The sequence below is a fragment of the Paenibacillus sp. FSL W8-0426 genome, from assembly GCF_037969725.1.
GTDB classification, from domain to species: Bacteria; Bacillota; Bacilli; order Paenibacillales; family Paenibacillaceae; genus Paenibacillus; species Paenibacillus hubeiensis.
The window spans coordinates 219,839-243,129 of the sequence record NZ_CP150203.1 but is presented as its reverse complement, the minus strand read 5'-3'; the positions used below and the strand labels follow the sequence as shown (position 1 = coordinate 243,129).

Here is a 23,291-nt window from a genome sequence, read left to right as displayed (position 1 = left end):
TCAGCGTTCAGCCCTCTCACGGATTCCTCCATAGCAGCATTTATATGATCATGTTTCGCGTCACAGGCGACAAGCTGCTTTAAACCAGTTTAAATTCAATCCAATCGATCTGCAAACCTGGCTTGGTGAAGTCCAGCGTCAATTCGTACACGCCTTCCTCCAGCTGCACTTTCACCAGGCGCTGCCGGATCCATTTGCCTTCCGTTCCGTTCGTCTGGATGGTCGTCATCAATTGGCCGCCCAGCAGCACGTTGCAGGCGCTTTGGGCCAGCTCCGGTTCCGGTGACATGATTTGCACGATGATCCGGTATTCGCCGGCCTGAGTCACGTTCATGCGCACAGGCTCGCCTACTGCCGGCTTCACTTGAGGATCGTTCGCCAATGCCTGCGCACCTTCGGCAGACAGGGCTGAATCAGCTTTGAACGCGGCAACCGTCTCGTTCAATTCCAGTTTTCTGGAGATGACCGGAGCGTTCAGAATAAACGTCAAAATGTTTTTGGCCGAGCGCTGAAGCTCACCACGCGTCAACGTGCCGTTCTCCAACGACTCCAGCGTGTTGTCGTCCCATCCGTTGATCTCCGCGCCATAGTTCGGCACAACCATGTACAGATCGTTCTGGGCGCGGATCATCCAGTTGGTGTATTTACGGTCGGCTGCTCCGCCTTGAACGACATCATTCATGATCGCCCACCAGTCGGTCATGACAATACCCTCAAAGCCCCATTCTCCACGCAAAATGGTTGTGTTCAGATCGTAGTTCGAAGCTGCCCAGTGTCCGTTAACCGGATTGTAAGACGTCATCACGGAGTTGGCTCCGCCTTCCTTGACGGCAATTTCGAAGCCTTTCAAGTAAATCTCGCGGAGCGCACGCTCGGATACGACGGCATCCACTTTGCTGCGGTGTTTCTCCTGGTTGTTGCAGGCAAAGTGTTTCAGCGTGGCGTTCGATCCGCCCTTCATAATGCCACGCGTACAAGCCGCCGCGAATTGTCCCGAAATGAGCGGATCTTCCGAGAAATATTCGAAGTTGCGGCCGTTCAGCGGGCTGCGGCGAATGTTGAGGCCAGGGCCGAGCAGCGTGTCGATCTGGTTTCGGAGCAGCTCTTGACCTTCCATCACGTACAATTCTTCCACCAGCTGTGTATTCCATGTGGCTGCCAGCAGTGTTCCGATGGACACCTGCGTGGCCTTCTCGCCGCTGTCCATACGGATGCCGGACGGGCCGTCGGCTGTACAAGCCACCGGGATCCCAAGCTTGAACAAGCTATCGCTCACGCCGCCGAATGCCGAGGCCGTTCCCGACGTAACGAGCGGACTGCTCATGCCTTCACCGCGGATCAAGGTTGCAAGATCCTGATCGCTCAATTGGGCGACGAAGGCTTCCAGGCTCACTTTGCCATCCTTCACATCCTGAAGCTTGTACCCTTGGTCCCCGGTCTGCTCCAACGTCGCCGGCAGACGCTGTTCGATCCGCTGAGCCATGTCGACCTTGCGTTTCGGAGCCTCCACATAGGTCAGCTCATATGACCCGTCTTCCTTGCGCGCTCCCGGTTTCATGCGTGTGAACGACTCGACGGGTGCCATCGCTTCTTCAAGCTGCTCGACAACCCGTACGGACTCCACGACGTAGCCTTCCTGCCCATCGACCTTCACATGTTCCGTTTGTTTGACGCTGGTTCCGACATGCAAACGGTATGTTCCTTCTTCCATTACATAAGCGGAAGCATGTCCGGTCACCCCGGCGTCATCGTAAGAAGCCATGGAATCTACCGGGAAGCTGATCGTCAGCGTCTGCGATTCTCCCGGCTGCAGCAAGCTTGTTTTGCCAAAGGCAACCAACGCTTTGACAGGCTGTCCCAATTTACCCTGAGGAGCTTCGTAGTACACCTGCACAACTTCTTTGCCAGCATGGACAGAACCCGTGTTGGTTACCACAGCTTTGATCTCAATGCAAGTTTTGTCGTTCTTGGCTACGACTTGGGCTTCTTCGGTCTCTACTGCAAATGTGGTGTAAGAGAGGCCGTACCCGAATTCAAACTGGACCTTTTCCGGTCGAAACGTTTCGAAATATCGGTACCCTACATAAATATCTTCCTGGTACAAGTTCTTGAATTCATTTCCGTAATTGCTGGTCGAAGGGTAGTCATGGATCGAATAAGCAATCGTATCCGTCAGTTTACCGCTTGGCGTCACTTCGCCGACCAGAACGTCCGCAATCGCGTTTCCGCCTTCCATGCCGCCGTGCCACGAGTAGATCACGCTTTGAATCGGGTTGACGTAACTCTCGTCATCCAGCCAGCTCATGTCGATGATATTGGATACGTTCAGAACTACGATCGTTTGTTCAAAGTGGTTGGTAACCAGCTTCAGCATCGCTTTCTCGTCTTCCGTCAATTGATAGCTTCCCGGCGCGTCAGCGTTATCCTGGTCTTCTCCCGCCGTACGGCCGATGACGATGATTGCTTTATCCGACTTCGCTCTTGCCTGAGCCACCAATTCATCCGTCAGCGGCATTTCCTTCTGGTTCCACGGCTCTGCCGCCCAGACTTTGCCACCATCATCGAACGGATTCTGCTCAATCCATTTTTCGTAAACGGCCGCGAGTTCCTCATTGACGCTGATCTGTTTTTTGCTGCGCAGCCCATCCAACAAGTTGGTTGTATAGGCGACATGCACACTACCGCCGGAACCCGTTCCGCTGCGATAATAATTCACTTGAATTCGGCCAAAAACTGAAACGTTTTCGGATTTTCGAATAGGAAGTGAATCTCCGTTATTTCTAAGCAAAACGGCCCCTTCGGCAGCAACCGTCCGGCTAAATTCTGCAAACCCTTCCAAAGGAACACCAATCTGATTTGTGCTCACCCGTTTCCCCTCCTGATTATCATCTCCATACCCATGAATCTCGATCTCGTTGACTGAAGCCGAGTAATTCACCTGTATCTAGTCTCATATTACCAGATTCCATGGCGGAAAATAAATACGAAAACGTTTTTCTTAGAAACTTCATTAATATTGTTCATAAATCGGACGTTCTCCGGCTGACAATTAGGACTTGCATGGCTATTCAAAACACGAGATTATATTAAGAAACTTGAGAAAAAAACCGATTTACTATGGAGATGTTTCAATGTTTGATATGATGGTTAGGTTTAGTAGTCTGTTTTGATTTGCATGATTTCTTTGTTTGGTGCAGCATCACACCTAGCACGAAAGCAAGTCATTATTTATGGGGGCCGCGGCCCATACATAAAAAAGGCATCATTCGATGCGCGTTCAAGGGAAATGGTCCTTGTTAAAATGGGCTTTTCCTCTCATTACGGGAATTTTACGGCTTCACTGGAACGTATATATACTTATTTTTATAATGTTGGGGAAGAAGGTTGTATATCTCATGATCAGAGCATTGTTGGTGGACGACGAGAAACTTGCTATTTTAGTTCTGACCAAACAACTTTTAAACATTTTGCCCGATGTCGAAATCGTGGACAGCTGCACCAATCCGCTACAAGCCATCGAACAGGCGAAAATACACAAACCTGACGTGATTTTCCTGGATATCGTCATGCCGGAGGTGAACGGGATGCAAGCAGCGGAGATGATGCAAGCGGCGAGCCCGCAATCCGATATTGTTTTCGTAACCGGCTATGACCGTTATGCGATTGATGCTTTTGAAATGAATGCCCTCGATTACGTGCTCAAACCAGTTCAAGCCGAGCGCCTGGCCAAATCGATGAAACGTGTGATGGAACGTATGACGCTGACGAAATCGCTGCCCAATGAGCCTGCAGGCCAGATGATCTGCTGTTTCAAGACGCTGCGTCCAGCCTACGTCCCAAACGGACCGAACCGCGAAGCGGGTCAGGCCCAATTTCGCTGGCGCACAACCAAAGCTCAGGAGCTGTTCGCCTACTTGCTGCATAATCGCAACCAGTTTGTCAGCAAGGACCTGCTCATTCAGGAGTTTTGGCCCGACCAGGATTTCAAAAAAGCATCGACTTATCTGTACACTACCATATACCATATCCGCAAATGTCTTGAACAAGCGGGCATGCCTGTGGAAATTGTAAATGCAAGCGGCGGCGAAGGGTATACGCTTCATACGCTGCAAGTAATCATTGACGTGGATCGATTCGAACAGGGAATCCGCAATTTGGGCGAGATCACGGAAGAAAACTACGAAGAGCACTACCAGCTGAACCAGCTGTATGTCAACGACTATCTGGCAGACCATGATTACCACTGGGCAGAAGGAGAACGTCAGCGGCTGCGGCTGCTCTGGCTCCATCACTCCATGAATCTCGTCCAGTTCTACATCCAGGCAGGCAAGGTTCACGAGGCGATCAATGAGTATAAACGAATCCTCGGCGTCCACCCTTATAGTGAAAAAACGCATCTGGGACTCATCGGACTCTATGTGGATCTGGGCGAGCATGATGCAGCGACGGCTCATTATCAGGAAATGAAAGACTTGTACTGGGAAGAGCTTGGCATTACGCTGCCCGCTACTTTTGAGGAATGGTCTGTCGAGCAGGCCGGTATCGAACCCCAGAAGCGCTCTCTAAAGCAGGCATAAATTGCATTGTTGAGTTTTTGTAGATGTTCATTCCTTACACTAAAGAATGAATCGTCATTCTTGAATCAAAGGAGCATTGCAATTCCATGAAAAAACTCTCCATGCTGTTCATATTGGTTGGAGCATTGGTGATTAGCTTTCCATATTTGCAGGAAAAATGGAACGACTGGCAGCAGGCAAGGGTCATGAGTCGGCTGGAACAGGAGCTCGCAGCCCCTAAAAAGACTGCCGCTTCTCCGCAAAACCTGCAAAGCGGGCTGTCCAAATTGAACTCCTCCTTTACAGAAGGAGCAGAGGAAGCAAATCTCTCGGGGTCGGAAGTGAATCAGCTATTGGACTCCACCCAAGACGCAATCGGTTTGATTTCCATCGACAAAATCGACGTCCGTCTGCCGATCCTGGAGGATGCCACCGTGCAAAACATGAAGGTCGCGGCGACTCATCTGGTAGAGACCTCCCCGATTGGGTCTGAAGGGAACGCTGCCATCGCAGCCCATCGCGCGCACAAGAAAGGCCGTCTGTTCAATCGGCTCGGAGAGCTTGAGATCGGCGACGATATTCAGGTCACCCTGGCTGGCGGAACAACGATCAACTACAAGGTTGACCGAATCACCGTCGTTGAGCCTACCGATTTATCGGTGTTGGAAGATCCCAAACTGGGCCAAGTGCTTACATTGATCACTTGTGATCCGCTCATTAACCCGACTCACCGTCTGATTGTCAGAGCGGTTGCAACTCCATCTTCCGCTTCCCATACGTAGATATCGATTCTTATCCGTTGGTTTCCATATGTTCTTGCTGAAAAAGAGGCTCCCGTTCCGGCGGGAGTTTTTTGGCGCTATTCAATCACCCGTTTACAATGGAAAATCCCAACGATGCTGCGAAAAAATTAAAGAAAAGCCGCGAACAATGTTCGCAGCTTTTCTCAAAACTCTAGATTACTTCAAATCAAGTCGTCAGCTTCGCATAAGCCAGGAAGAAAATCATATTCTCCCCCATCACGACATAATTAGGCACATGGTAGACAAGATCCACGACGATGCTGACTCCCACGATTGCAAGCAGTATCGCCAATTGCAGTGGGCGCATGCGCAGATGTGCGTGTTTGTACTGGTGGAACACCAGCGCGGTGGAAGCGAAGTACAGCAGCAACGAACCGAATGCAAAGGCAAGCATGAAGCCGTAGTTCAGTTTGTTCAAGTACAGCAGCTGGATCGAGGCTGCGATCATGCTCATCGAGATATAGATGAACAGGTGGCCGTAAATCATCGCCTGCCCGGAGGTGCGAATTTCTTTGCTCACGTTTTTCTCCACATTATCGAAGTACTGCCACCACATCGCGATCACGAATACTGCCGTAAAGGCAATGAACAGGATCGACTCCAGGTTCCAGCGGTCCAGCTGCAGCACTGCAATCATGCTAACGACGGATTCCCCAAGCAAGATGATGGTGAACAAGGCAAAGCGTTCCATCAAATGGTGCGTATGGATCGGCACTTTCACCAAGCGTCTGCGGCCGATCAGCGGAAGAATGATATCGACCGCAATGCCGGCGTACAGGATGAGGTATCGAACCCAAGAATCGAAGAACAGGGAGAACGACGAGATCGCAATGCCGATCAGGAAGCTTAGGCCCAAGAAACGCGCCGCATTGAGGTGATGGTCGCTTTTGGACCCATGGAGCAAGAAATACTGGATCGCCGTGAAGGCTCTTGAACCGATGTAGCCGATGAAAAAGGGAAGATAATACTGGTCAAAATCAACCGATAGGCTCGCCGTCATGACCAACACGGACAGGAGCTGCAGGATAAGGAACACGCGATGTGCGAGAATATCCTGTCCATAGCGGTTGATAAACATCGTCTGGCCGACCCAGGCCCACCAGACAGGAATGAAAATCAACACAAATTTCAGCAGATAATCATAGGGGATAATGCCATGCTCGGCGTGGAGCAGGACATGGCCTGCCTTGGACACGGCTGCGACAAAGAGCAGATCATAGAACAGCTCCAGCCAGGTTACCTTTTTTTCCATCATCCTCTTCCCTTTCTCTTAAGCAAAATAAATGTTAATTAGCCTTGCTCCAAAGTCGTGCCCGCAGGTTCCAATACCCGTACTTCAATCGGCTGCAGATTCGCCTCGATCTGATCGCGGTGCGGTTCGAACCAATCCGGCAGCATCAATTTTTCTCCCATGGTCTCGGCGGGTTCGTCTCTTGCAAAGCCCGGAGGATCCGTCGCGATTTCGAACAAGATTCCGCCCGCTTCACGGAAGTAGATGGCATTGAAGTATTGACGATCCCGGATCGGTGTAGGCTGGTATCCGTATTGATACACGGCATCCCTCCATTGATCATGCTCCTCGAAATCTTTGGCACGCCATGCAATGTGGTGCACCGTACCTGCCCCGCCCGTTCCAAGCGGAATACGCTCTACAGGCACATCGATCACGTTGCCCAGGTCACCGATGGAGCGGAAGCGGGCATACTCTGCGTTCTCATCCACTTTGACGAAGCCCAGAATGCGTACCAGCGCATCCATCGTTCTCAACGGATTGACGCTGAACAACACGGCGCCGCCGAATCCTTTGATCGCTTTATCAGCCGGGATGCTTCCTTGCGTCCAAGTGCTGTTTGCTCCTTCCTCACGTTCAACGAGTTCCAAACGCAGCCCCTCGGTGTCCTCGAATTGTAGGAATGTTTCGGAGAAGCGGGTTGTTCTCGTCACGTTAAGACCGAAACCCTCCAAACGCTCTTGCCAGAAATCGAGCGCACCGACCGGAATGGCATACGTCGTTACGCCGACTTGGCCGCCGCCAATCTGGCCGCGACGTGCACCAGCTGACGGGAAGAACGTGATGATGGTGCCTGGACTGCCGTGTTCATCCCCGAAATACAGATGGTACACGTCTGGTGCGTCAAAATTAACGGTTCTTTTCACCAGTCTCAGTCCGAGAACCCCGGCATAGAAGTCAACGTTAGCCTGTGGGTCTCCAGCGAATGCGGTAATGTGGTGGATGCCTGTCGTTTGAATAGTCATTGTAATTCCTCCTAAGTGTATACCATTTTTATTTGTTTTGTTTATTTATTTTGAATTATATAATCTTTATTTTAAGATATATGAGTAAAAAAATTTATTCTTTGTCTTTCGCGATTTCTTCCTGTCTTGCTTTCAGTTTGTCAGGAGTGACGTCATCGCCATTCGGATCATAGATGGTTGCGTTCAGCAGAATGTCGTTGACCGAGCCGCGGAAGACCTGAAGATATTCCCGGCGCAGGCGGGCCTGCTCCATTTTCTCCATTTCCGTCAAACCATTCTCTTTCGCCTGTCTCGACAACTCGTTGATTCTGTCCAGCATTGGAATAATCATCTTGATCTCTCCTTTATTGTGGTGTTTGTTTTGTTTTATATTAAATATCTTGATTTAAAGATAATATATCTCGTTCACTTTGTCAACACTTTTCAACTAAAAATAAATCATTGTTTTCCACCCGGCGGGTAATGCCTTGCCGTACAACTACAGGGAGAGAAAAAAAGCCGGCCACCGGGTGCAAGTTCACCCGTCCGCCAGCTTATACCGCCTCCCCGGCGGGAGACATTCGTGTTACCCCAGTTTATGACCACAGTTCGGACAAAATTTGGAGCCTTCGTTTTTGGTTCCGCAATTCGGACAAAAATTCGGTGCATTGGAAGAAGGGGCGCTTCCTCCCTGCGCATTGGACTGACCGGCTTCTTGCTGCTGGTTCGGGTTCTGATGTTGACCTGCATTGCCCTGATTCATGTTCTTCAGCATTTCGTTCGCCATGTTCATGCCCATCATCATGCTTGCCATGTCCGAAGCTGCTCCCCCACCCTTCACCTTGCCCGAAGCGATGCCGTCCGTCATGCTGACCTGCTGGTATTTCTGAAGGTTGCCGATCATTTCGTGGGAGGCTGTTTTCGTAATCATGTCCTGGATTTCTTGCGGATAATTAAAGCTCATAACTTGGAAACCGGTAATGCCAATGCCGATGTCCATCATTTCCATGTCCAGATCCTCGCGGATTCCGCGCGCAATTTCGGCGGCATTGGCCTGCAGGTTGAACATGTCCTTGCCTTCCCGGCTGATCCACTTCATAAGCAATTGATCCAATACGGCGGTCATGCGGATTTTGACATCCTCGACGAGATAGCTCTGTTTGATGCCCGCAATTTTATCGATCAGTGTGACATAGTCGCTCACTTTGAAATTAAACGTGCCGTTCGCTCGGATCGGCATGCCCCCGGGAAGCTGCGGCGTCGGGATCAGAATCGGGCTCTGCGTGCCCCACCGTACGGTGAACTCTTTGGTGTTGACGAACAGCACCTCAACCCGCATGCCGCTGTTGAAGCCGAATTTGAATCCTTTTAATGTAGACAGAAACGGAATGATGTCCGATTCGATACTGAACGAACCTTCATCCTCGAATATGCCTTCGATTTTGCCGTTGTTGAGGAAAATGGCATCCTGCCCCGAACGGATCACCAGCTTGCTGCCTTTTTTGATTTCCCGGTTGCTCCATTTCCAAAAAATCATGTCATCCCTGAATTCTTCCCATTCCACCACGTTTGCAAATTGGTTCCTGAAAAAACCCATCCTTATCCCTTCCTTTCCTGAAATCAATAAGCCGCCATCATCCTAAAAAGATCCCCGGCTGCCGCTGTGCGAGTGCCCGCCACTGGTCGTACCCCCGCCGCCTCCGCCGCCGCTTGAACTGTCGCTGCTGCTTTCAATTCTGCGTTTGGTCACGGTAGTGTGAGTATACTCGTCTCGCCGATCTACTACGCTGGAAGTTGCCGAATCCTGGTATGTTGTTCGATCGACGGTCACCTTGCCTCCTGAACGCGAGACCATCACAGCTACGATGATCCAAGCTATCACAATGGAAACACCAAGCTGAAACCACAACTTAAATACAATATTTTCTGGGTTTACACCAGGCTCATATCCCATGTATTTGTACGATAATCGAATGTATTTTTCAAAGGCCATCTCATAATTTCCGTCAGTCAGATCAGGCGTGATCTTGTCCCTGATCTTATCCAGCCTGCTGTCATCGAGATACTCCTTCGCTTTATAAAAGCCGGCCAAGTATATTTCTCGATTGTGCATATCCATGGCCAAGATGACGGCATTGCCGTGAGCCTTATCGTAACCGGGACCCTTTTTATCATAGAAATCCTCTGTCATTAGCTGTACATCCTTATTTGCCTCATTGTTGGACGTATAGATAATAAAGTCCGTTTCCCGTTCGGCACCGTACTCATTGGCAAGCCGATTCAACTCGTCCTTCTCCTGTTTGGAGAGCAGTCCAGCCTTATCGTAAATCAAATTTTTGTTTCCGGCTGCCGCCACCTTATCCACTGCGAATAATGGAAACAACCAACAGGCCGCCAACAAGACAAGAGCAATCAATGAAAATCCTCTCGCCCTATTTTTCAAAGGAATCCCCCTCCCATTATCCATGAAACCGTCTTGAGGGCCACGAAAGAAATTCCTGCGATCCCCGTAAACCAAGCGGTAACCTTAACTTTGCTTATAGGAGGCTTGCCTACAATCTTGCCCGTATGACCATTCATAGCGAAGGTATATTCCTTCCCCTTATAGTCGTACTGCACCATCCACACCGGGAGCAATGCATAATCCGCCTTTTTCATCGCAGTATCGATGTGTTCATCCGTGAAGCTGACGCTGTTGTACTGTGATACCGTTGAAGACACATACTCGTCGATATATGGCATCATCTTGTCCTTCGCCCTAGGAAGCAGCTCTTCATCAGTATAGCTGTACTTCTCTGCAATGTATCCGGCTAAGTAAGGGGTTTTGAACTCCTTCATCTTGTTCTGAGGAAACGGCTCCAGTTTATCCATCAATGCATCGTTCATCTTGGCGGAAGCATCAATAGGAAGATTTACGAAATTTAGCCGTATTCTTCGATAAATGTTGAAGTACCTGGTTTCCGTATAATCAAAATCTCCTTGGGTATAGGTCCTTATCTTGGTCCCCGTACCGCTTACAACAACCTTATTATGTAGCTCATACAACCAAAACGGCACGTATATTCCGGTGATTCCCTTGATCCGGTCCGCTGTCATGAAAAAGCTGGGTGTCAGTAAACCTTTTTTGCACCATTTTTTAAACGCTCGCTTCGCCTCTTCCTTTCCAATCGAAAACGGAATGACCTTGGCAGGCGCCAACTCCCCGCTCAATCGGTCCGCCAGCACCACCGCCGATCCGCAGAAGCTGCATGTCGTGGCGCTTGTCTCCGGTTCGGTTACGATAACGGCTCCACAGCTGGTGCAATGGTACTCCTTCACCTCTCCTGCCTCGAAGACCTGCCGCTTCAAAGGGTCTGGAAGCTGCTCAATGTCGTCCTTCCGTCCGCAGCTCGGACAGGACAATGCTCCTGTAACGCTGTCAAACATCATGCCGCTGCCGCAATTGGGGCATTTATATTCAATGACAGGCATTTGCCCACCCCCATGTCTGTAATATCGGTCGTTTGCTCCTTCCATACAAGTCAAGTTACGCAGAGCTGACGATTACTTCCTTTGCTGTTCTTGCAGGGCCCGGAGCTCCTCCTCGGTTGTGAGTGCCTCGTTTCCACCGCGTGGCTCAGCATTCATCTCGCGCTCCAGCTGCGCAATCAATTCATCCAAATCGTCGCCTTGTGCTTCTGCACGCAACTCGGCAAGCGCCGTTGCTTCATTTAGCGCCTGATTTGCCTTCTCCTCCATCGCTTTAAAGGCAGCATCCGCACTCCGCAGCGCGGCATTCCGTTCATTTGCCTGCTGCTGCGCCCGGGCATCGGCCATTTTTCCCTTGAGCTCCGCATGCCTGGATTCAAGCCGATTCAGATCGGATACCAGCTTATCCTGCATGTGTTTCATCATTTTCGCCTTGGCCGACGCCCGTTCATGGGCCGCCTGAAGCTCGCCCATTTTACCCGCCAGCTTTGCTTTCTTCTCCAGAAATCCTCTTGCCCTGTCCTCATCGCCGTCCTGAACCGATTTTTCGGCATACCGCTGGAGTTTCCGGATTTCTGCTGCGCACTCATCCACCGCCCGCTTCGCCCGGCTCTCTTCAGCCAATACGCCTGCAGTTTCTGCCTTAACCTGGCCCAGATCGCTGTTCATGCTTCGCATGCATGCATCCACAACCTTCTCCGGATCATCCGCCCGTTCCAGCAGATGGTTTACATTTGCCTTCATGACATCCCTGAATCTCGTCCACACGCCCATGTCCGTACCTCCTACAGTAAGTAACCATTTTTACTATAATACATGAATTTACATCAGAGGTTTCATTTTTCTATGACGATTCAAACATATAACAACTTTCAATATTAAATCATTTATTTAAAAATCATCCACTTTCTACCTGTTCCATAATGTCCCATATTCCGATATATCCATATAGATATCACGATTCGTGGCAAGTGCACGATGCTTGAGCAGGATAGCATTACATCCGGCCCAATCACGGCACGGATCGATACAACAAGGGGGATTCTATATGTTTCGCAAATCCGATTCGGAACCATCTTCTTCAGGCAGGTTCGCTTGGCTAAACCGCCTGAAGCTGACGACAACCTTCATTTTGATGGTCAGTTTCAACGTGATCGCCTTGTTCGTCGTATTTCTCGTCGGCATGGACGGCATGAAAGGCGCGCAAGACGGTCAGGAAACGTTATACAAGGACCGGTTCCAGCATCAAGCCATCATTCTCGGCATCAAAGCCGACTTCTACAACATGCGTGCCAACTATACCAAGGTGCTTGATAAATCGGAATACACGGACAAGCAATATCAACAGGTTCAAAAAGGAAAAGGGCTCGTGTCCGAAGGCTTGAACAGCTATTCCTCACAACATCTTAACGAGCAAGAACAGGGCATGTACGGCGACTTGAAGCAAAAGCTGGATACATACTATGCAGATATCGAAAAGATTATGGAGGCCAAGAAAAATACCAGCACCTACGACCAGGAGGAACGCAATCGCATCAACTCGAACAGCACCGCGATCGTTGAATCGTTAACCGCTCTGGCCGAGTACAATGAAGCACAATCGGCCGCCCTGTTCGAACAAACCGAAACCAACATACAAAACCATGCCAGCATACTCGGCTTCCTTCAAATCATTCTTCTGGTTCTTATGGTCGGCGGGACCTGGATCACCGTTCGCAACCTTCACCGCCGAATGAAAGGCATCACCCAGTATTGCCAGGAAATCACGGCAGGGCGCATGTATGCGACATTGAATCCCGAGCTATTACAGGGGAAAAACGAGATCAGCGTCATCGCCCGCTCCATTGACCAAATGACGGCAAGCACGGTGAATATCATTACGGGCGTAGCGGAAGAATCCCGCTCCATTCATGCGATGAGCGAAAACACCAATGCCAGCATGCAGGAGCTGAACAAAAGCGTCCTGGACGTCTCCGCTACCGTAGAGCAGCTGTCAGCCACGATGCAGGAGACGTCCGCGTATACGGAAACGATGAACTCATCGGCGGATAACATCCGTGAATCGGCCCATTTCATCGGCAGCAAAGCCCAGGAGAGCGTGGTCCAAGCCGAAGAAAGCATTGAACAAGCTCATCAGTTGGTAGCCCGTGCAGAGGAATCCGGCAAGGCCGCGGAACAAGTGTATCAACAAACCGAGACCCGGTTGAGCAATGCTTTAGTGCGTGCGCAGGCGGTGGATCAAATCAGCCTGCTCTCCCAGTCCATCCTGAACATCTCGGCACAAACCAATTTGCTTGCCCTCAACGCTTCGATTGAAGCCGCACGAGCCGGAGACGCCGGCAGAGGTTTTGCGGTCGTGGCCGATGAGATCCGCAAGCTTGCGGACGGCTCCCGCCAGGCTGCCGATCAAATCCAGCAGGTGACCGTTGAGGTCGTCGATTCCGTTACCAACTTGTCCTCCCATGTTCGGGAACTGCTCGCCTGGGTGTCCCAACAAGTCAATGAAAATGCGATGCTGCTTCAAGAAACGGCAGAACAGTACGCACAGCATGCAAACCAGAACAAAAATGCATCGGCTAGTTTGTTCCACATCATACAGGAGACGAATGAATCCATTGAAACGATGGTTCGCTCCATTCAGGAAATTGCCGCAGCCAGCGAACAATCGGCCGTGTCCACGCAGCATATTGCCGAACAGATGGTATCGGCAACAGAACAATCCGGCGACGTATCCGACCAGTCCGAACAGGTCAAGGCCAGCGTCATCCGGATGGGCGAGCTGATCAGCCGCTTCAAATTGCAGGCATAGGACATCCTGTCTTCCCGACCGCATCACCTGCGCATGAAGGCAGGATTAAAAAACTCACGAGATGCCAGGCCTTGCGGCCATCTGTCTCGTGAGTTTTTCTATTGCGTTTGTGTTGATTATTTGGGCTCCTGTTACATGTAGTCATCAGTTCATCACGGTTCAAGCGGAAGACTCTCCACGGCGGTGAAAAAGACGTCCAGCAGCTCGACTCCAAAGTGCTCTCGAACATATTCCGCAATCTGCACCAGATCGCCTTCCCGTTGATACTCCAGACAAGGGCGGCCTTCGCTCCACAGTGCCCTGCACGGGAACCGGTCGACGACTTGTTCGATAATGTAATCAGGTTGAACCATTTCGCGGCTTCCTGCCATCTATGATCGTGCCTCCTTTTCCCTAAACACAGCATCACTTCACTATGGTTATTTTGGAAAACGGCAGGCTCTGTTTCCGTGATCAATATCACACGCCTAATCCAAAGGGAACTGGCATCGCCGATCGCAGATGATCCTATTTGGAACCAAAGATGGATTGGTTGTTGGAACCGATCAGTGAGAATGTCATCACTTCGTTATGGCCGGACAGCTCATTTTTTTGTTTGAAGAATACGCCTTTGTACGTCACCCCGTTAATGACCATGGTGCAGTAATACGTACCGGCGGTGTTCGACCATGTGCCTGTCACGTCGCCGGTAATCGTCCCGTTGGCGTTCAGCGTCACGCTTCGGGTCGGAAGCATGCCCACGCCGCTAATGGAAGCATCCAGCCCCATATTGACGAATTGGTACGTTCCCGTCATGTCGCTCGCGCTATATCCGGTGGAAGAGATGCTGCTGCCCAAAAATTCGTATACGGCCGTCACCGGCCATTTGTCGGCGTTCAAAAATTGCTGATGCGCCCGAACCTCATGGTACTCGGTCCCATTATTGAAGCGGGTATGGTAAATCAAGTACCTCGCACCGTCCGTATCGACGAAGGCAGAATTATGCCCGCCCGATTTGTACCCGAGCGGTATGCCGGCCAACGCATAGTTGCCGAAGAGCTTCACTCCCCGGGTCGACTGATCGACGGAAGCGGATGCATAGACTGCCTGATTGCCGGCAGCATCGGTATATGTTCCGTCGATCGTTGTGGAACGATACACGCGAATATGATACCCGCCTTCATTGGCCAAACCGCCGTACGTCACGTAAAGGTAGTAGTAGCCTGCATCCTTGTCATAAATGATGTACGGCGCTTCTCCGGTTTTGCCGTAACCGCCCGCAATGCGTTTCCCGAAATAACGGTCCGTATTGCCGCTATCCGATCCCGGATAAATCGGCTGCCCTGTATCGGGATTGATCTGAAGAATGTAAATTCCCCCTGACCAAGAGCCGTAACTCATCCACAGTTTTCCGGAACTATCGTAAGTCAATGTAGGATCGATGGCATTCGGGAATAGCGTGTTGTTGTAACCGCCATTGCCCAGGAACCAGCCGCTCCGCGTGCCGGAAAGCGTGCCTTTGTCGATCAGCTCGGGAATGTTGGTATTCTGGTACCACGTGTTTACCGTTTTGGAGCCGAGGGATGACGTGGTGGTTATTGGATTGCTTCCGCTGGTGAAGCCCGAGTAAATGATGGTATCAATGTACTCGTATGGCCCCTTTACGGACTTGGATACGCCAAAACCGATGGCTGAGCGAATATAGGTCGAAGACGTGGAGTAATACAACATGTAGGCGCCCTTGGAACCGTCTGCCCACGTATAGGAAGGATTGTAGATCGGCGAAGCCGGTGCCCATACCGCATGGCCGCCGGAGCTGTCCTGATCGTTATATCCGGCCCAAGCATACGATACCGCCAGAGCGGACGTCAGCGCCGCCCCGGCGCTGCGGGACGCATTGCCGGTGCCGCCTGCTTTGACCAGCTCCCATTTCTGCATATCTCCTCCCCAGTAGTTCCATTGCTGTATGCTTGCTCCGGCAGTCGTGCTGCCGCCAGCCACATCCAACGCCCCGGTATACCCGGATGCCTTGGTCAGGAATGCGACCGTGCCGTCCGCATTTTGCTGAATCCGGAACAGCTGCATCGCACCGCCCCAATATGCCCACTGCTCAATCGGAGCACCATCCGTAGCCGATCCGCCATTGACGTCAATAGCGCTTTTGTAGGCCGAATTGGCCGTAAGCAGGTAGTAGTCCCCGTTCCCGTAATGCATGATTCTGAATTTCTGCGCATCGGAACCGTTATAAGACCATTGACGAAGGCTTGTTCCGTCCGCGGCCGAGCCGTCGGCCACGTCCAGGTACAAGCCGCTGTTTTTATTTTTGAGGTAGTAATATCCTTCAAACGTGGACGGTGCGTACAGGGTGCTGTTGGCGTATCCCTGCGTTCCTTCATACGACCAGTTCCTAAGATCCGTGCTGCTGGCCTGAGCCAGATGCGAACCGTAAATATAGTATTTGTTCGTAGCCGAATCGTAATAGATCGACGGGTCGTGCACGGAAACCCGGGTTGTGTTCGAAGTGGTCGACGAGCTTGCGGCGCCCAACGCGTTCCCGCTTCCCAAAGTAACGGCCAACAGCACGAAAACCAACAACATCGAACCCAGCTTGTTCCATCGTTTATGAATATGCTGCATGATCGGGCCAATCTCCCTTCATTTTGGATGATATATTGCAGAATCGATATCTCCGTAATTTAACGAGTCACTCTTATATGAAGCGCTTACAAAACAAAAAAAGCCAATCATTCCGAATGCCCCAATTCCATTCATTTCAAAAAGAATGCGTTTTCACTAATTTATGAATATATACATTAACACCCTCCTTCTCTAGAATTAAGTATAGCGACTTGGTGCTCCAAACCCTACACTAAACCTCATATTAAAGGGTCCTCCTTGTCGAAGTAAGGCATTTTTTGTCACATTGCAAAATATATATATTCGTTAATAGATTAGTGAAAATGTGAATCATTCGAGATCCCCTTTCCATTCCCCCTGCACATATCGGGTCGCATTCGCACGGGCCAGCTCATCGTCAATATACACAAAAGGTGCCTTCCTCTTGTAAGTTGGCTATAATAAGGGAAGCGCTCATTCATTGGGATCACCGATCCTCTTGATGAATGGCGATATTGATTAAAAGGCAGGATCATTATGCGTACACGAGTTCACATTGTCGCTCCTTACGAAGCGATGATTCCTATCATACAAGATTGCATTCCCCAATTCCCCCAATTGGCCGTCAAGCTGAACGTGGGCGACTTGGCCAAAGGCGTGGAACACGCCGTCGAAGCGGAAAAAAACGGAGCGCAGATCATCATCAGCCGCGGAGGAACGGCCAAATTGATCAAACATGCCGTGTCCATCCCCGTCATTGACGTGCAGCTGTCGGGATACGACATGATTCGTTCCTTGACATTGGCCAGCCAATTCAACGGCCTTACCGCCATTGTCGGTTTTTCCAACATCACGTCCGGCGCGCAGGCAATCATTGATCTGATGGACCTGCCTTTGAAAGTGTATACGATCAACAGCTCCGAGGAAGTGGCTCCGCTGCTGCTGGAGCTGAAGGCATCCGGTTACCGACAGATTGTCGGCGACGTCATCACCGTCAATACGGCAAAGACCTATGGATTGGAAGGTTTCCTGATCCAGTCCGGCAAAGAATCGATTATGCGGGCGTTGGAAGACGCACAGCTCGTATACCGTTATCTGAGCCAAAATCAAACGGCTTCCGTGATCCTGAACAATTTGGCAACACAGGAACATCCGAACCTGCTCATTTTGAACGATCATAATAAGGTGATCTTCGAGAGTCTTGCCGACTTTGAGCGCAATCCGCTCACCGAAAACCAGATTCATATCATTAACACCAACCTGGAGTTCCACCAATCGAAAGTACAAAACGTTTTTATGGTGGACGACTACCAACTGACAGTCACGGCGCATGAAACGACCCTGGATAACCAAAACTATAAGATATATTACATGGAAAAAGGAAATCCTTATTCATTTGCACAATTCGGTATCAAGTCATATACCGAGGCTTCGATCGAACCGATCGTGGCCGAATCGCCGGCCATGCAGGCCGTCCTGAAGAACACCAAGGCGCTCCATGAAAAGCATGAAGCGATACATCTGCTTGGCGAGCCGGATTCCGGCAAGTCATTCCTGATCAAACATCTCCATCAAATGTACTCGGACGGCGGATTGCTCCTGCAGATAGACATGTCGCAGCTTCCTCCCGGCCATTTGCACAATATTCCGCTAGCGAAAGTGCGCAACGTTGAAATTAACCATGTGGAACACCGAATTCAGGATCAGGAATTGCTCTCTTTTGTCGAGACCTGCCTGGACATGAAAATCGGCGTGTTTATTCTGAGCGAGCAAGCGCTGGACGATCACTGGCCCCTCCATATGAAACTGAATACGATTATCATGCCAAGCCTGGCCGACAGGCAGGAGGACTTGCCGGCTCTAATCCAGCAGTTCTTGAGCCGTTATCATCAGCAATATGGAACGAATGCCGTAAAAATCAAAGAAGACGCGCTGCGCTTCATTCGGGAACAATCGGCACAAATGACGGTGAGCGAATTGAAACATCTCGTCAAACAGGCGGCGCTGAACGAACGGGATTTCGTCATTTCGACCGAAACATTATCCCGGCTGCTTCGTCAACGTCCGGTCTCGAATACGATCCGATTGGATGGCACGCTGAAAGAAATCGAAAAAGAAATCATCGAATATGTGCTGCGCGAGGAAAACAACAATCAATCCAAAGCAGCCGAACGCTTGGGTATCAACCGAGCCACCTTATGGCGAAAACTTAAAGAGTGACTTTAAGTTTTCGCCCTTTTTTCACGCTATAGTGTTGCATTTTTAAACATTATTGATGGGATATTTAAATTTACAGTAATTATGTGTTGCCAAAATAAACACCATGAGATAAGATAGTCCCTGCAAACGCTTTTATAAAACGATTACTAAGGAGCTATCACTTATGAAAATCAAAGCGACATTAGATCGTATCCCTGGCGGCATGATGGTTGTTCCCTTGCTCATCGGCGCATGCATCAATACGTTTGCTCCAAACGCACTCCGCATCGGCGGATTCACCGAAGCGCTGTTCGTGAATAGTTCAAGCACGCTGATCGCATTGTTCCTGTTGATCGCCGGAACGCAAATCACGTTCAAAACGGCAGGTTCTTCTGTAGGTAAAGGTCTCACGCTGCTTGCGTTCAAGTGGGGGATTGGTGCGATAATAGGTTTGATCGCCATTTTCTTCGCTGATTCGAACGGATTGTTTCTTGGCCTTGCGCCACTTGCCATCATTGCTGCAATGACGAACTCCAACGGCGGTCTGTACATTGCCTTGGCCGGCCAGTACGGCAAGGAAGACGACAAAGCCGCTTATCCTTTTCTTGCATTGAGCGACGGCCCGTTCCTGACGATGGTTGCACTCTCCATCTTCGGTGCCATGGGCTTTGCCAACGGCATGTTCTCCCCGATGTCTTTCGTGGCGGTACTTTTGCCGTTGATCGTAGGTGTCATTCTTGGTAACCTGGACCGCAATCTGGCGGAATGGCTGCATAAAGGCAGCGACAAGCTGGTTCCGTTCTTTGCCTTTTCGCTCGGTATGGGCATCAACTTCTCGGCCATCATTCAAGGCGGACTGAGCGGTATTCTGCTTGGCGTGCTGACCGTATTGCTTACGGGCGGGATTGGATTTCTGCTCTTCAAAGCGATTGGATGGAACCCGATCGTTGGGGCTTCGGAAGGTTCCACTGCCGGTAACGCAGTAGGTACGCCTGCCGCGATCGTAGCTGCAAACGCATCCTTTGCTCCAATCGCCGAAATCGCTACTGTACAGATTGCCGCAAGCGTAGTGACCACGGCCATCCTGCTGCCGATCTTCATCGGTTTCCTGTCCAAACGGCTGGAGAAATCAGGCGGCGTGGCGAAATACAATCAACCGAAAACGACTTCATAAACCGAGCTTCATCATTTTGATGCAACTTCGTATTCATTTAGCTTACAGGGAGGCGATAGCCGCATGAAATTAGCCATTATTGCTGACGATTTGACCGGTGCCAATGACAGCGGTGTACAGCTGGCCCGTCATGGTTTGAAAACAAGCGTATTATTTGACATGGACGAGGATCACATCACCAAGTACGATGCCGTCGTCTTTGATACCGACAGCCGTTCCATCGCGGCGGAGAAAGCTTATGAACGCGTCGCTGGCGCAGCCCAGCTGCTGAAGCGAAGCGGATATGAGTCCATTTTCAAAAAAATGGACTCGACCATGCGCGGAAATATCGGCATCGAGATCGATGCCGTCTACGACGTCGTGAAACCTGATTTCATGATGATCGCTCCGGGTTATCCCAAAAACAACCGCACGATCCTGAACGGCACACATTATTTGAACGGCATTCCGCTGGCGGAAACCGAAATTGCGAACGACCCGAAAACGCCGGTGACCCTCTCCTATCTTCCGGATCTGCTGAAACAGCAAACGAAGTATGAGATCGGTGAAATCACGGTCAACGACCTTGCGGCAGGAAAAGATCGCATTCAGGAGCAATTGCGAGGCTTCAAGGAGCAGGGCATTCCTTATGTGCTCGTAGATTCGACGGAAGAGAGCCATTTGGAACAAATTCTGAGCATTACCAGCGAGCTGGACTACACGTTTGCTTGGGCAGGATCGGCAGGGATTGCCAATTACCTTCCCGATCATTACGATCTGGGGGCCAACTCCTCCGAGCTGACCATCCCGGAAAATGGCGGACCGATTCTTACCGTCGTCGGCAGCGTGAACAAAAACTCACGCGCACAACTCAAGCTGCTGCTGGAACAAACGGACGTCACATCGATCCCGTTCCATTCTTTCAAAGCAGTGGGGGGAGCCGAAGATCGGACGGTGGAAATTGACCGCGTGTACGAGGAAGTCAAAGCGAAAGCGCTGGAAGGCAAAGACGTCGTGATCTACTCTACCGCAGAGCCGGTAGATATCGAATTGGCTCGCGCCACTGGAGAAGCAAATGGTCTCGACCACACGGAGGTCAGCAACGAAATCGTGCGGGCCATTGGCGAAGTGTGCGCCAAGCTGCTGGAAGAGGGCTGGTTCAAAGGGGTATCGATGACCGGCGGAGATACGGCTAAGCAGATTTGCATCAAATGGAACATTAGCGGATTCGAATTGTTGGACGAGCTCGAAATCGGCGTGCCGATCTCCAAATTCATCGGCATCGACAACCTGCATGTGATCACCAAAGCAGGTGGATTCGGCAAACCGGACGTGTTCATTCATGCCATTCAAAAATTAAAAGGAGGCGTTCCAGCATGAAACCGATTATTGGAATAACTATGGGCGATGCCGCCGGCATCGGACCCGAGATCATTATGAAAGCACTGGGCCATCAGGAGATTTACGACAATTGCAAACCGCTTGTTATCGGTGACGCCAAAATTTTGGCACGCGTGCTGCCTATTATCGGCTCGAACCTGAATATCCATGCGATTCAAGACCCGGCTGACGCCAAATACGAATTCGGCACCGTGGACGTTATCGACCTCGACCTCGTTCCTGCCGATCTCGAGTACGGAAAAGAATCTGGCATTGCCGGAGATGCCGCCTTCCAGTTCCTGGCCAAAGCCGTTGACCTGGCCAAAAAACAGCAGATTAACTCCATTTGCACAGCGCCATTAAACAAAGCCGCTCTGCACAAAGGCGGCCATCTCTACCCAGGGCACACTGAAATTTTGGCCGACCTGACGGATACCAAAGATTTCTCCATGATGCTGACGACGCCTAATCTGCGCGTCATTCACCTGACCACCCACATGGGACTGATTGAAGCGATCCAAAGTATCAATCCGGAAAGAACATACACTGTCGTCAAACTGGCTCACGATACACTGAAAAAAGCCGGCTTCGACAACCCCCGCGTTGCGGTATGCGGCATTAATCCGCATGCGGGCGAAAACGGCCTGTTCGGCAACGGCGAAGAAGAAGAGAAGCTGCAGCCAGGCATCGAGCGCGCGCAGCAAGAAGGCATCAACGTCGTTGGACCTCTGCCTGCCGATACGCTCTTTTTCCGTGCGGGCCGCGGCGATTTCGACATCGTCGTTGCCTGCTACCATGACCAGGGGCACGCCCCGATCAAAGTCATGGGCATCGAGGAAGGCGTGAACATCACGGTTGGCCTCAAAGGCGGCATCATCCGCACATCGGTTGACCACGGCACGGCTTTCGACATCGCCGGTAAAAATATTGCTGACGACAAAAGCATGCTGGCCGCCATCCGTTCGGCGATTGAGCTGGCACCGAAAACGCAGGCTTAATAAGCTTGTGCTAGAAGCATAAATAAAGCAGCGATTCTCTTTGGGATGGAGAATCGCTGCTTTTTGGTTCATGCGCATATCTTGCCGTCTCGTTTTCGGTGATACTCATCATTGCATCATATGTTCATTTAAAACTCTTCGTATTCGCTCGGATCTTGTCCCCACAACCGTCCGTCCTCACGGCTGAACGAAGAGATGACTCCCATCTCTTCCGCGGTCAGCTCAAAATCGAAAATATCGATGTTCTCTTTCTGATGCTGGAGAGAACTTGCTTTCGGAATCGGAATGGCACCGAGCTGGGTATGCCAGCGCAAAATGACCTGCGTCCCCGTTTTGCCATACGTTTCTGCAATCTGGAGGATCTTTTCATCGTTCACGATGTCCTGCACGATATCGTTGCCGCGTCCGAGCGGGCTCCAGGATTCCGCAATGATGCCGTACTCGGCATCCTTTTGCCGCTGATCGCCCTGGTTAAAGAACGGATGGAGCTCGATTTGGTTCAAGCTCGGTGCTACGCCGGTTTCCTTCACCAGACGATCATTATGCTCAGGCAGGAAGTTGCTAACCCCGATCGAACGGATATAACCACGGTTTTTAGCCTCGATCAGAGCCTGCCACGCCTCCACGTACAGATCCTGTTTGGGGTTCGGCCAGTGGATCAAATACAGATCGTAGTAATCGAGCCCTGCCCGATACAACGATTCTTCTACAGCCACGATGGCTTTATCATAGCTATGGTAACGTCCTGGCAGCTTGGAGCAAATGATGAGCTCTTCCCTGGATACGGAACTCTGCCGGATGGCCTTGCCGACCGTTCCCTCATTCTCGTAGTTATACGCCGTATCGATCAGGCGATAACCCGCATCTATTGCGCCCGCGATTGATTTGACGCCGGCTTCCCCTTTCAGGCTGTAGGTACCAAGCCCGATTGCGGGCACCTTTAAGCCATCATTCAACGTATGCTCCGGAATGCGATGGTACATCTGAAATCTCTCCTTTGCTGGGGGGATAATGGAAAAATTTACTTGCCTACTTGTCTATTCTACCCCTGTACGCGGGAGTGAATCAATTCGGCATGGGTCAGAAGCGATTCCG

18 protein-coding genes are annotated in these 23,291 nt (G+C 50.7%); 7 read left to right on the top strand and 11 right to left on the bottom strand.

Annotation, left to right across the window (positions count from 1 at the left end; genetic code table 11):
• Positions 1–79: 79 nt before the first annotated feature.
• The gene (locus tag MKY59_RS01145; RefSeq protein WP_339275578.1) at positions 80–2,866 is read right to left on the bottom strand and encodes a glycoside hydrolase family 3 C-terminal domain-containing protein; all 2,787 of its coding nucleotides are present in this window, start codon (positions 2,864–2,866) and stop codon (positions 80–82) included.
• 529 nt (positions 2,867–3,395) lie between these two features.
• On the opposite strand from MKY59_RS01145, the gene MKY59_RS01140 reads away from it, so the two are divergent.
• Positions 3,396–4,577 carry a response regulator gene (locus MKY59_RS01140; RefSeq protein WP_236420338.1) on the top strand — a complete coding sequence of 394 codons (1,182 nt, stop codon included), beginning with the start codon at positions 3,396–3,398 and terminating at the stop codon, positions 4,575–4,577.
• An 86-nt stretch (positions 4,578–4,663) separates the two neighbouring features.
• Positions 4,664–5,338, top strand: a complete 675-nt coding sequence (locus MKY59_RS01135; RefSeq protein ID WP_339275576.1) for a class D sortase — start codon at positions 4,664–4,666, stop codon at positions 5,336–5,338.
• Positions 5,339–5,525: 187 nt separating this feature from the next.
• Here the strand turns inward: MKY59_RS01135 and MKY59_RS01130 are convergent, their stop codons facing one another.
• From MKY59_RS01130 to MKY59_RS01100, 7 genes are all read right to left on the bottom strand, one after another.
• On the bottom strand, positions 5,526–6,614 hold the full coding sequence (locus MKY59_RS01130) for a low temperature requirement protein A (RefSeq protein WP_339275574.1): 1,089 nt from the start codon (positions 6,612–6,614) through the stop codon (positions 5,526–5,528).
• Between the two features lie 35 nt (positions 6,615–6,649).
• Positions 6,650–7,615, bottom strand: a complete 966-nt coding sequence (locus MKY59_RS01125; protein WP_236420341.1) for a ring-cleaving dioxygenase — start codon at positions 7,613–7,615, stop codon at positions 6,650–6,652.
• 94 nt (positions 7,616–7,709) lie between these two features.
• Positions 7,710–7,943: a DUF896 domain-containing protein gene (locus tag MKY59_RS01120; protein WP_236420418.1), complete on the bottom strand. Its 234-nt coding sequence runs from the start codon at positions 7,941–7,943 to the stop codon at positions 7,710–7,712.
• 237 nt (positions 7,944–8,180) lie between these two features.
• Positions 8,181–9,191, bottom strand: coding sequence for an SPFH domain-containing protein (locus tag MKY59_RS01115; RefSeq protein ID WP_236420342.1), 1,011 nt, complete (start codon positions 9,189–9,191; stop codon positions 8,181–8,183).
• Positions 9,192–9,233: 42 nt separating this feature from the next.
• Positions 9,234–9,992 carry a TPM domain-containing protein gene (locus tag MKY59_RS01110; protein ID WP_236420419.1) on the bottom strand — a complete coding sequence of 253 codons (759 nt, stop codon included), beginning with the start codon at positions 9,990–9,992 and terminating at the stop codon, positions 9,234–9,236.
• A 41-nt stretch (positions 9,993–10,033) separates the two neighbouring features.
• Positions 10,034–11,065 carry a TFIIB-type zinc ribbon-containing protein gene (locus tag MKY59_RS01105; protein WP_339275572.1) on the bottom strand — a complete coding sequence of 344 codons (1,032 nt, stop codon included), beginning with the start codon at positions 11,063–11,065 and terminating at the stop codon, positions 10,034–10,036.
• A 72-nt stretch (positions 11,066–11,137) separates the two neighbouring features.
• Positions 11,138–11,836 (bottom strand): PspA/IM30 family protein, encoded by a 699-nt coding sequence (locus tag MKY59_RS01100; RefSeq protein WP_339275571.1) that lies wholly within the window; start codon positions 11,834–11,836, stop codon positions 11,138–11,140.
• Between the two features lie 274 nt (positions 11,837–12,110).
• Here MKY59_RS01100 and MKY59_RS01095 point away from each other — a divergent pair, with 274 nt between their 5' ends.
• Positions 12,111–13,871 (top strand): methyl-accepting chemotaxis protein, encoded by a 1,761-nt coding sequence (locus MKY59_RS01095; protein ID WP_339275570.1) that lies wholly within the window; start codon positions 12,111–12,113, stop codon positions 13,869–13,871.
• 152 nt (positions 13,872–14,023) lie between these two features.
• Here MKY59_RS01095 and MKY59_RS01090 read toward each other — a convergent pair whose 3' ends face one another.
• Complete coding sequence (locus tag MKY59_RS01090) at positions 14,024–14,242, bottom strand: hypothetical protein (protein WP_236420346.1); 219 nt, start codon at positions 14,240–14,242, stop codon at positions 14,024–14,026.
• Positions 14,243–14,378: 136 nt separating this feature from the next.
• Positions 14,379–16,487 (bottom strand): RICIN domain-containing protein, encoded by a 2,109-nt coding sequence (locus MKY59_RS01085; RefSeq protein WP_339275568.1) that lies wholly within the window; start codon positions 16,485–16,487, stop codon positions 14,379–14,381.
• A 516-nt stretch (positions 16,488–17,003) separates the two neighbouring features.
• Between MKY59_RS01085 and MKY59_RS01080 the strand changes: the two genes are divergently transcribed.
• The 4 genes from MKY59_RS01080 (at position 17,004) to pdxA (ending at position 22,196) form a co-directional block, all read left to right on the top strand.
• The gene (locus MKY59_RS01080; protein WP_339275566.1) at positions 17,004–18,686 is read left to right on the top strand and encodes a PrpR N-terminal domain-containing protein; all 1,683 of its coding nucleotides are present in this window, start codon (positions 17,004–17,006) and stop codon (positions 18,684–18,686) included.
• Positions 18,687–18,849: 163 nt separating this feature from the next.
• A complete protein-coding gene (locus tag MKY59_RS01075; protein WP_236420349.1) occupies positions 18,850–19,839 on the top strand; it encodes a 2-keto-3-deoxygluconate permease in 990 nt (329 codons plus the stop codon).
• 63 nt (positions 19,840–19,902) lie between these two features.
• Complete coding sequence (locus tag MKY59_RS01070) at positions 19,903–21,198, top strand: four-carbon acid sugar kinase family protein (RefSeq protein ID WP_339275564.1); 1,296 nt, start codon at positions 19,903–19,905, stop codon at positions 21,196–21,198.
• Complete coding sequence (pdxA, locus tag MKY59_RS01065) at positions 21,195–22,196, top strand: 4-hydroxythreonine-4-phosphate dehydrogenase PdxA (RefSeq protein ID WP_339275562.1); 1,002 nt, start codon at positions 21,195–21,197, stop codon at positions 22,194–22,196. Before MKY59_RS01070 ends, pdxA begins: the two co-directional genes overlap by 4 nt.
• A gap of 128 nt (positions 22,197–22,324) precedes the next feature.
• On the opposite strand, the gene MKY59_RS01060 is transcribed toward pdxA, so the two are convergent.
• Positions 22,325–23,179, bottom strand: a complete 855-nt coding sequence (locus MKY59_RS01060) for an aldo/keto reductase (protein WP_339275561.1) — start codon at positions 23,177–23,179, stop codon at positions 22,325–22,327.
• Positions 23,180–23,291: the final 112 nt, after the last annotated feature.

Excerpts from the sequence above, each read along its gene's own strand:
- MKY59_RS01060 (WP_339275561.1), bottom strand. The coding sequence starts at position 23,179 with ATGTACCATCGCATTCCGGAGCATACGTTGAATGATGGCTTAAAGGTG.
- MKY59_RS01140 (WP_236420338.1), top strand. The coding sequence starts at position 3,396 with ATGATCAGAGCATTGTTGGTGGACGACGAGAAACTTGCTATTTTAGTT.
- MKY59_RS01070 (WP_339275564.1), top strand. The coding sequence starts at position 19,903 with ATGAAATTAGCCATTATTGCTGACGATTTGACCGGTGCCAATGACAGC.
- MKY59_RS01130 (WP_339275574.1), bottom strand. The coding sequence starts at position 6,614 with ATGATGGAAAAAAAGGTAACCTGGCTGGAGCTGTTCTATGATCTGCTC.
- pdxA (WP_339275562.1), top strand. The coding sequence starts at position 21,195 with ATGAAACCGATTATTGGAATAACTATGGGCGATGCCGCCGGCATCGGA.
- MKY59_RS01115 (WP_236420342.1), bottom strand. The coding sequence starts at position 9,191 with ATGGGTTTTTTCAGGAACCAATTTGCAAACGTGGTGGAATGGGAAGAA.
- MKY59_RS01080 (WP_339275566.1), top strand. The coding sequence starts at position 17,004 with ATGCGTACACGAGTTCACATTGTCGCTCCTTACGAAGCGATGATTCCT.
- MKY59_RS01075 (WP_236420349.1), top strand. The coding sequence starts at position 18,850 with ATGAAAATCAAAGCGACATTAGATCGTATCCCTGGCGGCATGATGGTT.
- MKY59_RS01135 (WP_339275576.1), top strand. The coding sequence starts at position 4,664 with ATGAAAAAACTCTCCATGCTGTTCATATTGGTTGGAGCATTGGTGATT.
- MKY59_RS01095 (WP_339275570.1), top strand. The coding sequence starts at position 12,111 with ATGTTTCGCAAATCCGATTCGGAACCATCTTCTTCAGGCAGGTTCGCT.
- MKY59_RS01090 (WP_236420346.1), bottom strand. The coding sequence starts at position 14,242 with ATGGCAGGAAGCCGCGAAATGGTTCAACCTGATTACATTATCGAACAA.
- MKY59_RS01105 (WP_339275572.1), bottom strand. The coding sequence starts at position 11,065 with ATGCCTGTCATTGAATATAAATGCCCCAATTGCGGCAGCGGCATGATG.
- MKY59_RS01085 (WP_339275568.1), bottom strand. The coding sequence starts at position 16,487 with ATGCAGCATATTCATAAACGATGGAACAAGCTGGGTTCGATGTTGTTG.
- MKY59_RS01125 (WP_236420341.1), bottom strand. The coding sequence starts at position 7,615 with ATGACTATTCAAACGACAGGCATCCACCACATTACCGCATTCGCTGGA.
- MKY59_RS01100 (WP_339275571.1), bottom strand. The coding sequence starts at position 11,836 with ATGGGCGTGTGGACGAGATTCAGGGATGTCATGAAGGCAAATGTAAAC.